This is a genomic window from Ruania halotolerans (assembly GCF_021049285.1).
GTDB lineage: Bacteria > Actinomycetota > Actinomycetes > Actinomycetales > Beutenbergiaceae > Ruania > Ruania halotolerans.
Window position 1 is genome coordinate 2,988,530 of the sequence record NZ_CP088017.1, and the last position, 12,457, is coordinate 3,000,986.

Annotated in this window: 12 protein-coding genes; 2 read left to right on the top strand and 10 right to left on the bottom strand. The window is 66.8% G+C overall.

Annotated features, from left to right (window positions below; genetic code table 11):
- Positions 1 to 6: 6 nt before the first annotated feature.
- Genes LQF10_RS13375 through LQF10_RS13385 form a run of 3 tightly spaced genes read right to left on the bottom strand, consistent with a single transcriptional unit; the run spans position 7 to position 3,049 of the window.
- The gene (locus LQF10_RS13375) at positions 7 to 846 is read right to left on the bottom strand and encodes a carbohydrate ABC transporter permease (protein ID WP_231064328.1); all 840 of its coding nucleotides are present in this window, start codon (positions 844 to 846) and stop codon (positions 7 to 9) included.
- Entirely contained in the window at positions 843 to 1,742 is a 900-nt protein-coding gene (locus LQF10_RS13380) for a carbohydrate ABC transporter permease (RefSeq protein ID WP_231064329.1), read from the bottom strand. The genes LQF10_RS13375 and LQF10_RS13380 overlap by 4 nt, the downstream gene beginning before the upstream one ends.
- Positions 1,739 to 3,049 carry a sugar ABC transporter substrate-binding protein gene (locus LQF10_RS13385; RefSeq protein ID WP_231064330.1) on the bottom strand — a complete coding sequence of 437 codons (1,311 nt, stop codon included), beginning with the start codon at positions 3,047 to 3,049 and terminating at the stop codon, positions 1,739 to 1,741. Before LQF10_RS13385 ends, LQF10_RS13380 begins: the two co-directional genes overlap by 4 nt.
- Positions 3,050 to 3,301: 252 nt before the next feature.
- On the opposite strand from LQF10_RS13385, the gene LQF10_RS13390 reads away from it, so the two are divergent.
- Positions 3,302 to 4,291 (top strand): LacI family DNA-binding transcriptional regulator, encoded by a 990-nt coding sequence (locus LQF10_RS13390; protein ID WP_231064331.1) that lies wholly within the window; start codon positions 3,302 to 3,304, stop codon positions 4,289 to 4,291.
- Positions 4,292 to 4,334: 43 nt separating this feature from the next.
- Positions 4,335 to 5,051 carry a hypothetical protein gene (locus LQF10_RS13395; RefSeq protein WP_231064332.1) on the top strand — a complete coding sequence of 239 codons (717 nt, stop codon included), beginning with the start codon at positions 4,335 to 4,337 and terminating at the stop codon, positions 5,049 to 5,051.
- A 36-nt stretch (positions 5,052 to 5,087) separates the two neighbouring features.
- Here LQF10_RS13395 and LQF10_RS13400 read toward each other — a convergent pair whose 3' ends face one another.
- From LQF10_RS13400 to LQF10_RS13430, 7 genes are all read right to left on the bottom strand, one after another.
- Positions 5,088 to 5,771, bottom strand: coding sequence for a YceI family protein (locus LQF10_RS13400; protein WP_231064333.1), 684 nt, complete (start codon positions 5,769 to 5,771; stop codon positions 5,088 to 5,090).
- A gap of 95 nt (positions 5,772 to 5,866) precedes the next feature.
- Entirely contained in the window at positions 5,867 to 6,385 is a 519-nt protein-coding gene (smpB, locus tag LQF10_RS13405; protein ID WP_231064334.1) for an SsrA-binding protein SmpB, read from the bottom strand.
- Between the two features lie 99 nt (positions 6,386 to 6,484).
- Positions 6,485 to 7,924 (bottom strand): M23 family metallopeptidase, encoded by a 1,440-nt coding sequence (locus LQF10_RS13410; protein WP_231064335.1) that lies wholly within the window; start codon positions 7,922 to 7,924, stop codon positions 6,485 to 6,487.
- Positions 7,925 to 7,929: 5 nt separating this feature from the next.
- Positions 7,930 to 8,844 (bottom strand): permease-like cell division protein FtsX, encoded by a 915-nt coding sequence (gene ftsX / locus LQF10_RS13415; protein WP_231064336.1) that lies wholly within the window; start codon positions 8,842 to 8,844, stop codon positions 7,930 to 7,932.
- Between the two features lie 14 nt (positions 8,845 to 8,858).
- Complete coding sequence (ftsE, locus tag LQF10_RS13420) at positions 8,859 to 9,548, bottom strand: cell division ATP-binding protein FtsE (RefSeq protein ID WP_231064337.1); 690 nt, start codon at positions 9,546 to 9,548, stop codon at positions 8,859 to 8,861.
- A gap of 184 nt (positions 9,549 to 9,732) precedes the next feature.
- Complete coding sequence (prfB, locus tag LQF10_RS13425) at positions 9,733 to 10,854, bottom strand: peptide chain release factor 2 (protein ID WP_231064338.1); 1,122 nt, start codon at positions 10,852 to 10,854, stop codon at positions 9,733 to 9,735.
- A 96-nt stretch (positions 10,855 to 10,950) separates the two neighbouring features.
- On the bottom strand, positions 10,951 to 12,444 hold the full coding sequence (locus LQF10_RS13430) for an aldehyde dehydrogenase family protein (RefSeq protein WP_231064339.1): 1,494 nt from the start codon (positions 12,442 to 12,444) through the stop codon (positions 10,951 to 10,953).
- Positions 12,445 to 12,457: the final 13 nt, after the last annotated feature.

Here is a 12,457-nt window from a genome sequence, read left to right on the forward strand (position 1 = left end):
CTTCGTTCACTTGAGGCCTGAGGTGGTGACGGACTGGATGAAGTAGCGCTGCAGCGTCAGGATGATCACCAGCGGCACAGCGATGAGCACGACCGCTCCGGCGAACATCAGCCCGTAGTCCACGCTGAACTGGCCCTGCATATTGGCCAGCGCTACGGGGCCGAGGATGTGCTCGGAGTCGGTGCCGATCAGCAGCGGCCACACGTAGGCCTGCCACTGGAACAGGAACAGCATCAGTGCCGCACCGATCATGGCGGGGCGGGCGAGCGGGGCGTAGATGCGGGAGAAGATGCCCCACCACCCGAGACCGTCCAGGCGTGCGGCCTCGGCCAGATCCTCCGGCACGGCGAGGAAGAACTGCCGCAGCAGGAAGATCGCCATCCCGTTGCCGAGGCCGGGCAGGATCAGGCCGGTGAAGGTGTTCTGCAGGTTCCACGTGCGGAAGACGTCCGCGAGCGGGATGGCGATGGCGTCGAATGGGATGAGGAAGCTGAGCACGATCACAGAGAACACGGCGCTACGACCCCGGAAGGGCAGAGCTGCGAGTGCGAACGCCGCCATCGCACAGATCACTAGCCCGACGGCGACAGTCGCCACGCTGACAATGATCGAGTTGAGGATTCCTCGCCCTAGCGAGGTCCCGGCGAGCGCGGTGTAGTTGTCCACGTTCGGAGTGAGAGTGAGGAAGGTCTCCCAGCCGAGCGGGCTGATGGTGCCGAACGTCTCGGCGCCGGGGCGCAACGAGTTCGTCAGTACCCACAGCAGCGGGATCGCAAAGAGAATCCCGACGGCGGCCGCCAGGATGGTCAGGGGAAGTCGCCGTCTGTGGGTGGTGAAGGCCCTCATCGCTCGTCACCCCGAAGCATGCGGAACTGGCCGGCCACGATCACCACGGTGAGCAGCACCAGGACGACGACCTCGGCCTGGGCGCGGCCCAGATCACCGAGGGTGTAGGCGCGGGTATAGATGTCGTACATGAGCAGGTTGGTCGACCCTTCCGGCCCGCCGCCGGTGAGCATCTGCACGGGGCCGAAGACGAGCAGGTTGGAGACGGTGTCGGCCACCAGCACGAAGGCGAGTGGACGCCGGCACATCGGCAGGGTGATGTGGAAGAACTTGCGCCACGGTCCGGCTCCGTCCAAGGCAGCCGCCTCGTACAGCTCGCCCGGCACATCGTTGATGCCGGCGATGAGGAAGAGCATCCAGTAGCCCACACCCACCCAGGAGAGCAGCACGATAATGGCCGCGAGCGCCTGGTCGGGCGAGGTGAGAAACGGCTGGGGAGGGAGTCCCAGCACCCCGAGCACGGCGTTCGCGAGGCCGTCATCGGGCCGGTAGATCACGTTCCACACCACCGCCGAGACGGCCGGCGGCACGGCGATCGGCAGGATCACCAGGGAACGCCACCACCGCACGCCCGCCAGGCGGCGGGTGAACAGCACCGCGAGTGCAAAGGCGATCGCCACCTGCAGCGGGTTGATGATCAGCGTGAACAGCACGGTCACGCCGACGGCTCCGCGGAAGTCCGGGTTGCCGAGCAGCTCGGCGTAGTTCTCCCAGCTGACGAACCGGGTGTCGCCGGTGAGCAGCGAGGAACGGGTCAGGCTTCCGTAGAGGGCGGAAGCGGCGGGGACGAGGCGGACGAGGACGAGCACCACAATCGCCGGGGCCAGGAAGGCGAGCGCGACGCGACCGTATCCTCGGCGCACCTTCCTGGTCCGCCCGGCGATCGTCGAGGTCATCGCAGCTGGCTCCAGGCGTCCTCGAGCTGGCTGGTGGCCTCAGCTAGCCGCTCGGCCGGGTCGCTGCCGTTGCGGATGTCCGCGAAGGCGGTGTTCATAACCTCTTCGAACTGGACGTAGCCAACGGTCAGCGGCCGGGCGAACGCGGTGTTCTCCAGCTCGTAGGTGATCAGGTCGGCCACGCCCGCGCTGCGGTCCCCGGCGAGCTCCTCCAGCTGGGGGAGATACTCGGCCGCTGCCTCGGCGTTGGCGGGGATGATCGTGGTCGCCTCGGTGCTGAGCAGGTTGCCCTCGGGGTTGAGGGTGGCGTACTCGAGGAAGAGCAGCGCTGCGGCTTGGTTCTGCGAGGCGGGGTTGATGCCCCAGGACCAGGAGCCGGTCGGTGTGACCTGCTCACCACCGTCGAAGTACGGCATCGGTGCCACGGCCCAGTTCGTCTCGGACTCGGAGAAGACCCCGACATCCCAGGGACCACCCACGAAGAATGCGGACTCGCCGTCGGCGAAGATCGGGCTGGTCTCGAAGCTGCCGACTCCGCGCGGGGCGAGCCCGTCGGCGAACAGGTCGCCGTACCAGGTCATGGCCTCGACCCACGCGTCATTGGTGATGTCGGGGGTGAGCGCGTCCTCGCCGGTGATGCCCGATCCGCCACCGAGCGAGGCCATCAGCGGCTGCAGCTGGTAGTAGTACTCGATCTGCTCCAGGATCAGACCCCACTCGGTCTCACCGGCGGCCTGCACCTGCTCGGCGGCGGCGACCGTCTCCTCCCAGGTCCAGCGCTCGGCCGGGTCGGAGCTCGGCGGCTCGACACCGGCGGCCGTGAGCGCGTCGACATTGTAGAACATGAGCTGCGTGGAGTCCCAGATGGAGGCGGCCCACATCTCCTCGCCGATCACGTTGACGTCGTACATGGTGGGGCTCATCACCTCCTGCGCCTCGTCAGCGAGGTCGGTGAGGTCGACGAGGTAGCCCTGGGCAGCGAGCTGGGCGACCCGGGGTTGGTCAACGGTGTAGACGTCGATGGTCGAGTCCTCGGCACCGAGTCGCTGCTGCAGCGTGGAGTTGAGCTGGTCGAACGGCACCTGGGTGTACTCCACCGAGTAACCGTCGTGCTCGGCCTCAAAGCCCTCGATGAGCGGGGCGAACGTGGCTGGGTCCTCCGGGCCGAGGAGGTTGATCGCGCTGGGCGTCGCCTCGTCCGCGGACGGGGTCGGTGACTCGTCAGAACAGGCCGCCAGGGCGAGCGCGCCCGACGTGAGGACTGCGGCTGCCGCGGCGAGGCGCGAACGAGGGCTACGAGGGGACATGGTCGTACCTTCACTTCAATGGGAGGGGATCAGACGTCGAGGACGAGGGTGACACCAGCGCTATCTATCCGGTTAGATCGACCGTAGCAGGCGTGTTCCGGCGCCCGCAAGGTCCATCCGCACAATGCGGGAGCATCGGCCGGCCCGAAGGTCGCACGTGGGCCGCCGTGAACCCCCGTGGGCCCTCGGGTGGCCCGCTGCCTGCGTATCCTGCTGATGCCGCCCCGTCCGACGAACCGAGGAGCCTGCGACATGGTGACCGCCCGGGACGTGGCGCGCCTTGCCAACACGTCGAACGCCGTCGTGAGCTACGTGTTCAACAACGGGCCACGGAACGTGGCCCCAGCGACGCGCGAACGCGTGCTGGCAGCGGCGGCAGAGCTCGGCTACCGGCCGAACATGCTCGCCCGCGCCCTCAGCGCCGGGTCGACCCGCTCGATCGGGCTGATCGTGCCGGACATCTGCAACCCGTTCTTCGCCGAGACCGCACGCGCCCTGGAAGATGCCGCCGGTGGGATCGAGCACCTGCTGCTGATCTGCGACTCCGCCGGCTCCCCCGTCCAGGAAGCGCGCCACGTACGCTCCTTGGTGGACCGACGGGTGGACGCCCTGGTGTACGTCTCCCTCCAGGACGATCCTGCGCTCGACCTGCTCGCCGAGGCCAAGATCCCGGTGGTCGCGCTCCATCCGCTTCCCGACGGAGCAGCCGCATCCACCCTGACGATCGACTACGCCGCCGCCGCACGTGCCGCGACGACACACCTGATCGAGCACGGTTACCGCGACGTCGCCATCCTCAACGGCCCGACAGACTCAGTCGGTGGACGCCAGCACGAGAGCGGCTTCGCCGCGGCACTCGTGGACCACCCTGAGCTCACGGCCCGTCGTTGGGCCTCACCCACCTCTCGGTACGCCGCCTCGCAGGTCGCAGGTGAGATGCTCCGGTCCGAGCGTCCGCGGGCGATCTACTGCGTCACCGACGAGCAGGCATTCGGCGTGCTGCACGCCGCGCATACTCTGGGCCTTCGGGTCCCGGAGGACCTCGCGGTGGTCGGGCTGGACGGAACCGCGAATACCCGGGTTTCCATCCCGCCGCTGACCACCGTGCAGCAACCCACCGAGGCACTGGCCGCGAGGGCGATCGAAGTGGTCCGCGACCCGGACACCCTGACCGCGCCGGTACATGAACTGCTGGACTTCACCTTCGTGGCACGACGCTCCTGCGGGTGCCCCGAGCATTGATGAATCGCCATCAGCCCTGACGAATACTCAAGGAGTCACCTCAGTGAACGAGTTCTGGATCATCGCGGTGGGCATTCTGGCAGCACTCCTGGGCGCCGGGATCGCCGTGGTCACCATCGTCGTGGTCCTGCGCAACGGCCGCCCAGACCGGCGCAGCGCCGCGGATGTCGCCGCAGCCGCGCAGGCCGCCGGATGGACGTACGTGGGCACTGATCCTGCCGTGCTGGAGCGACTCGGACTCCGGCATCTGTTCGCCGACACTCGATCGGCGAAGACGGCCCACGTCATGTATCGACGCGTCGCGGGCGGCACCGCCGTGGCATGCGGAACGAAGGGGCGGGGGTGGAGCAACGAGACCACATGGACGCGCACCCGGGTGACGTCCTCGGGGGAGAACAACTCCCTGTGCACACTCGAACTACCTGGCTCCCTGCCGACCTTCAATTTGCTCAGCGAGGGACCTGGCGGGTCCGTCGCCACCTCGCTCGGGCTCTTGCGCGATCTGGACACCGAGTCGCACGAGTTCAACGAACGTCTGCGCGTGGTGGCCTCCAACGATCAACTCGCGCACGCCCTACTCGCGCCCACGGTGATCGCCGCCATGCAGGAGGGGCCACCGGAGACCACACTGCAGATCGTCGGCAACCAACTGGTCAGCTTCCGCACCGGGTTCGCCGAACCGGCTGAGCTCGCTGAACGTGCCGCCTGGCTGGCCCGGGTGGCGGCCGCGATCCCGGACTTCGTGTACCAAGGGCGCTGACGTTCCAGGTAGTGAGGCGTTCCAGCGCGCTGAGACTCAGGCCGCCGAGTCCCAGACCAGGTAGAACTCCACCTCGCCGGCGTCATCGACGGTGACGAACCCCAAATCGGGGGCCTCGACCTCGAAGTCGGAGAACGTGATCGGCACGGCGCCGGCCACCTCCATCTGCTCCTCCGTGACGGACGCCTGCGCCTCGAAGTCCACGGGCTGACTCACGCCGTGCACCTCGAGATCACCGGACAGCGTGAGGGGACCACCGCCGTCGGGGATCTCGGCCGGCGCTGTGAGCGTGAACGTGGCGTCCGGGAACTGTTCGACCTCGAGCGCCGTATCGCGGAAGTAGGCATCGCGGGCGGATTCATCGGTGGCCACGCTCGCCATGTCCACGGTGATCGTGGCCTCGGTGACCACCCCAGCCACCACGGTGGCCGAGCCCTGCACGGACTCGGTGCGTCCGGTGACGTTCACATCATTGCCCTGCAGAATCTCGTGCACCCGATATCCGGCATAGGACCCCTCGGCCAACGAGAACTCTCCGGTCACCCCCGCCGGGTCGACCGCTGATTCCGCTGCTGAGGACTGATCGGTGGAGCGCAGACTCGGCGCCTCATCGGCGCGTGAGTTGGCCCAGTCGGCATAGATTCCTGGGCCGACGAGCGCGGCTCCACCGCCCACCACCACCACTGCTGCGCCGATAATCACGTACGTCCTGATCCGCATCCGCTCACTCCATCCAGAAGGGGTTGTGATGGGGATACGTGCGGCGAAGGCGGGAGGGATTGCAGCAGATCACGACTACCCGGGCCGAGCGAAGTTCAGCGGTGCTGGCGCAGGCTCATCGCTCGTTGTGCCTCACGCGCATCCTGCTTCTCTCGCAGCGCCTGGCGCTTGTCCCACTCCTGCTTGCCTCGCGCGACGGCGATTTCCACCTTGGCCCGCCCCCCGATGAAGTACAACTCCAAGGGAACGATGGTGAAGCCCTTCTCCTTAGTACGCTGAGTGAGCTTGAGGATCTGCTCCTTATGCAGGAGAAGCTTGCGCTTGCGGCGCGGAGAGTGGTTGGTCCAGGTGCCCTCGCTGTACTCGGGAATGTGCACACTCTCCAACCAGGCCTCACCGGCGTCCACGTACACCCAGCCGTCCACGAGGGAGGCGCGGCCGGCGCGCAGCGACTTCACCTCGGTCCCGGTGAGTGCGAGCCCAGCCTCGTAGGTGGCGTCGATGTGATAGTCGTGCCGCGCCTTCTTATTGCGCGCCACCACCGTCTTCACCGTCTTGGGGTCGACGGCGCCACTCGCCTTCTTCTGTTTTGCGCCCTTGGCCTTGTTGCTCATCCGTCTGCCTCTGATCTCTTTCGCCGGTCCACACTGTAAGCCCGGCCAAGGCCTCACTTCGAACTGTTTCCTCGAGAGGTCAGCGGATGAGCTGCGCCATCAGAAGCTGGAAAGCCCCATCGGGTTGATCGTGGAGCCATTGCGCCACACCTCGAAGTGCACGTGGCAGCCGGTCACGTTGCCGGTGGCACCGGTATACCCGATGGTCTGACCCTGTGAGACGGATTGCCCCTGCCGGACCGCGAACCGGGACAGGTGGTTATAGACGGTCACGTAGGTGTTGCCGCCGATGGTGCCGTGGTTGATCATCACCTGGTTGCCGTGCGTGCCATTCGGTGCAGGGCGCACCGCGAACACCTTGCCCGACGCCGAGGCCACCTGGGAATTCCCGCAGGCGGAGCGCAGGTCCACGCCCTGGTGCATGTAGTACCCACCCGTGATCGGATACCAGCGCATGCCGTACCCGGACGTCACGTGGAGGGGCTGTGGGACGGGAGGGATCAGCGATCCACTCGAGGAACTTCCGCCCCCTCCTGAACCCCCTGATCCGGAGCCCCCGGAGCCAGAACCCCCGGACCCAGATCCGCCGGAGCCCGAACCGCCGCCGCCCGAGCCGGTGTTCTGTTGTTGCTGTCGCTGTTGTTGCCGTTGACGCTCCAACTCGGCCTGGCGTTCTCGCTCGCGTTCACGCTCACGCTGGTCGATCTCGGCGATCTCGCTGGCGATCTCTTCGTTGTCCTCTTCGATCTGCGCGATCTGGTCGTTGTAGTCCTCGCGCAGGGTCTCCAGCTCGCCCGCGCGCGCCTCCTGATCGGCCTGAAGCCCCTCGATCTCGGTGACCAGTTCAGCCGCGCTCTGGCGCGCCACGGCGGCCGCATCCACGGCCGCATCGGCTTCCACCTTCAGCTCGCCGATGCGCTCCTCCACCGCATCCAGGCGCGCCTGCCGGTTGCGGTTGACCGCCACGAGGCCCTCCAGGTCGGTGAGCGTCTGGTCTTGAGTGCGTAGTGCTGAGTTCATCACCGAGTACTGACTGGCGAAGTCGTCTGCGCTACTGGCCTCGAAGATCACCGAGAGAGTCGAGGCACCCTCGCCACCGCGGTAGGCCGAACGGGCCACCTCGCCCATCGCCGTCTCGGTCTGGCTGATCTCACCCTCGGTGAGGTCGATCTCGGAGGTCAGATCCTCCTGCTGTGCCTCGGCCACGTCGAGGCGGTCCTGAACCGATGTCGCGTGCCGCTCGGCGGCCGCCAACTCATCATTGGCGACCTCCAGCTCATCCTGGGCGATCGGCAACCGCCGCTCGATGTCGTCCAACTCGAGGTAGACGTCGGCCAGTTCGGAGTTGGTGCCCTCCAGGGCCGCGGAGAGTTCTTCGCGGTCGGCCTCGTTCTGCTCTTGCTGCTCCTCGAGTTCATCGCGCTCATCGGCCATCGCAGAGCCGCCAAGCACCACCAGCACGAGAGCCAGGGTTGCTGCCAACGCACCTCGGGACCTGCGCAACGGAGCAGCAGGACTGGACGGACGTCGTCGGGCCATCTCACTCACACCTTCGTGTAACGGCTCAGGCTGACCAGCGAACTGATCGCCGCCAGCACGATTCCGATGGCCACCAGGAGCGGGGCCACCACGAGCACATCGGAGGTACTGACGAAATTGACCCAGCGAACCGAGTCGGCGAGCCAGTTCTCAATGACCGAGCGAACGCCGAACCACAGCCCTGCACTCGCCAGGACCGCACCCAGAAGCGCGGCGATCGCGCCCTCGAGCATGAACGGGAGCTGGATGAAGAAGTTGGAGGCGCCAACCAGGCGCATGATGGAGGTCTCCCGGCTCCTGCTCATGGCCGAGAGCCGGATCGTCGTGGTGATCAGCAAGACGGCGGTCACGATCATGACGCCGGCCAACCCCACCGCCAGGATGGTGGCCCGGTTGAGCACGAGGAACAGCGGCTCGAGGATGGCCCGCTGGTCCACCACCTCCTCGACGCCGTCCCGCCCGGTGATCTCATCCGCCACCACCTGGTAGAGCTCTGGGTCCACCAGGCTCACCCGCAGGGAGACCTGCATCTGTTCTTCGGTGATGCGCTGCGCCCAGTCCTGATCGCCGAACTGCTCCTGGAACGACTCGTATGCCTGCTCCTTCGTCTCGACGAAGACCTCCTCCACGTACGGGCTCAGCCCGTCGGAGGTGAGCACACCTTGGAGCGTCTCGATCTGCTCCTCGGTCACTTCGCCGCCGGCGCAGGTGGGCACGGACGAGCCTTCGGGGCAGAGGAAGACCGAGACCTCCACACGGTCGTACCAGTCGTCCTTCATATTGGTGATCTGCATCTGCAGCAGCACCGCGGCGCCCACGAAGGTGAGCGAGATGAAGGTGACGAGTACCACCGAGATCGCCATCGCGACATTGCGCCGCAGGCCGTTGCCGATCTGGGAGAGGATGAACTGAAGTCGCATAACTATCCCCGGCCCTAGCGCGCCGCGCCGTAGACGCCGCGGTCCTGGTCGCGCACCATCTGGCCGTCCACCAACTCGACCACCCGCTTGCGCATCTGATCGACGATCTCGTCATCGTGGGTGGCCATCACCACGGTGGTGCCGGTGCGGTTGATCCGGTCCAGCAGGCGCATGATGCCCACGGAGGTGGTGGGGTCCAGGTTTCCGGTGGGCTCATCAGCCAGGATGATCGCCGGCCGGTTCACGAAGGCCCGGGCGATCGCGACACGCTGCTGCTCTCCGCCGGAGAGCTCGTGCGGCAGCCGCTTCTCCTTGCCCGCCAGTCCCACCATCTCCAGTGTTTCCGGGACCGTGCTCATCACGTGGTGGCGCGGCTTGCCGATCACCTGCAGCGCAATCGCCACGTTCTCGAACACGGTCTTGTTGTGCAGCAGGCGGAAGTCCTGGAACACACAACCGAGCTGGCGTCGCAGGTGCGGGACCTTCCATTGGGAGATCTGGGCGAGGTCACGGCCCGCCACGTAGACCGAACCGCTGGTCGGCCGCTCTTCGCGCAGCACGAGGCGCAGGAACGTGGACTTGCCCGAACCGGAGGCTCCGACGAGGAACACGAACTCACCCCGGCCGACCTCAAGGGAGATCTGATCGAGGGCAGGGCGCGCCCCTCGGGCGTACACCTTGGACACTTTCTTGAACCGAATCACTGCGCTGCCTGGCCAGTCTTGGGGAAGGGGAAGGGCAAACCCTGGCCACAGGCAGCGTAAGCAGCCGATCGGCGGCTGCTCCGGTGACACGCCGGAGAGTGGCCAGCAACCGAACTGAACCCACTTTTCGTGTTCGAACCCCCGGCGGCGCGAGTTCAGAGAGGAAAAGTGGGTTCAGACGGTGCTACTCCCCTGCTTCAGCCTCGAGCTGCTGCTGCTTGCGCCACCGGATGCCGGCGTTGATGAAGCCCCCGATGTCGCCGTCGAAGACCGCCGAAGGCGTCCCGGATTCATGTTCGGTGCGCAGGTCCTTGACCATTTGGTACGGCTGCAGCACGTAGGAGCGCATCTGATCGCCCCAGGAAGCCTTCACATCTCCCGCCATGGCCTTCTTGGCAGCACTCTCCTCCGCCTGACGCTGCAGGAGCAGGCGGGACTGGAGCACCCGCAGCGCGGCGGCACGGTTCTGAATCTGGGACTTCTCGTTCTGCATCGAGACCACGATCCCGGTGGGGATGTGGGTCATCCGCACGGCGGAGTCGGTGGTGTTCACCGACTGCCCTCCGGGGCCGGAGGAGCGGAACACGTCCACCTTGATCTCAGTCTCCGGGATCTCCACATGGTCGGTCTGCTCGATCAGCGGGATCACCTCGACGGCCGCGAAGGATGTCTGCCGCCGGCCCTGGTTGTCGAACGGTGAGATGCGCACGAGACGGTGCGTGCCGGCCTCCACTGAGAGCGTGCCGAAGGCATAGGGCGCCTTGACTTCGAACGTGGCCGACTTCAACCCGGCCTCCTCGGCATAGGAGGTGTCCAGCACTGCGGTGTCGTACCCGTTGTTCTCGGCCCATCGGATGTACATCCGCATCAACATCTCCGCGAAGTCGGCGGCGTCCACACCCCCGGCTCCGGCGCGGATCGTCACCACGGCATCGCGTTGGTCGTACTCACCGGAGAGCAGCGTGCGGATCTCCAGGTCCTCCAGGCTGCGGCGGATCGTGATCAACTCGGCCTCGGCCTCGGCCAGAGTGTCGGCGTCGTCCTCTTCCTGAGCCAGCTCTACGAGCGCGCCGAGGTCGTCGATCCGGGCGCCGAGGTTCTCCGTGCGCTCCAGGTCCGTCTGCGCGTGGGAGAGCGCACTGGTGACCTTCTGGGCGGCTTCGGGGTCGTCCCACAAATCCGGCGCTGCGGCCTCCTCGGACAGCTGCGTGATCCGCTCCCGCAGCGCATCGGGATCGGTCACAGCGGTGATCGAGTCGAGGATCTTGCGCAGACCCTGGATCTCTACGGGGAAGTCAGTAGCCACAACTGGCAAGGGTACGCGATGGGTGCGGGCTTGATCACGTGAGCGATCCCGCCCCGACCGTCTGCGTGGGCAGCACCCTCACACCGTCCTGAGCAGTCAGCGCAGGCGCCATGTGAGCAACTTGCGGTATGCGGACAACCCGGAGCGGACGGCGTCGGGCAGTGTGGTGCTCTCCCGCGGGGTGAGCAGGTCGGTGAACGAGAACGGCAGATCGGAGCCGACCACGGAGCGGTGGTGGGTGAAGGTCTCGAACCCGTAGCGGCCGTGGTACTGCCCCATCCCGGAGGCTCCCACACCACCGAACGGCATACCCGGCAGGGACTGGGACAGCGCGTAGTCGTTGCGAGCCACCCCACCGGAGCGCGTGCCCGCCACGAACTTGCTGTAGTCGGCATCCTTCGGGCCGAACCAGCTCGCCACGAGTGGTTGGGGCTTATCCGCGAGTTCGTCGATCAGATCGTCCAGATCGTCATAGGGATGCACGGCGAGCACGGGCCCGAAGATCTCCTCGTGCGCGATGTCCATCTCATCGGTCACTCCGAGCACCACTGTGGGGGGCATGATGCGCGCGGAGCGGAGCGCATCCTGGCCGCTCTCGTCCGAGCGCACGGCGGTGAGCACCTGGGCGCCCTTCTCAGCGGCATCCTCCAGCAGCGCGGTGATCCGCTCATAGGCGGCGTCATTGATCAGGGTGGGCATCTCATCCCGCTCGAACAGTTCCGGGACCACGCGGCCCCAGGTGCTGAACACCTCCTGTACGAAGGCGCGTGCGGACTCGGTCGGAACATAGATGTCGTCCGGAGCGATACATGCCTGCCCCGCGTTGATCAGGCGTGCCACCGCCACGCGCTGCGCCGCTCGGTGCAACTGGGCTCGCTTGCTGATCGAGGACGGCGCCACCACCACAGGGTTCTTCCCGCCAAGCTCGAGGGTCACCGGGGTGAGGTTCTTGGCAGCAGCGCTCATCACGGCCGATCCCACCTGCGCCGAACCTGTGAAGAAGAGGTGGTCCAGGGCGAGGGAAGAGAACTCCTTGGAGACCTCCACATCCCCGGTCACCACGGCCAATTCCTCTACATCGAAGGCGTCGTGCACGGCGTTGGCGAACACCTCGGCGGTGGCGGGCACCTCTTCGGACATCTTGATCATCACGCGGTTCCCGGCCGCCAGCGCAGACAGCGCCGGGATCGCGGTGAGGTTGATCGGGAAATTCCAGATCCCCATCACTCCGACCACTCCGAGCGGGGTGGGGCGCACCGCAGCATCCAGGCCGGCCGCACCGGCCAGCAGCCCGCCGATGCGCCCCCACGGGCGGCGCGGGCGCATCCAGGCTCCGACGCGGGCGCGAGCCAACTCGGCGTCTGCCGCGAGCGTCGCGATGTCCGAGACCAGCGTGGTCACATCGGGCCGATGCCCGAAGTCGTCCGACATGGCATCCACGAGCGCATCGGTGTTGGCCACGACGGCGTGCGCGAACCGGTCGATCCGGTCCCGGCGGACTGCCGCGTCGGGGAAGCCGTCGCGGTGGAAGGCGGTGCGCTGCAGCTGCAGCACCTCGGACATGGGGGTCGAGGTGGTAGTGGCGCTCATCCCTCCACTGTGC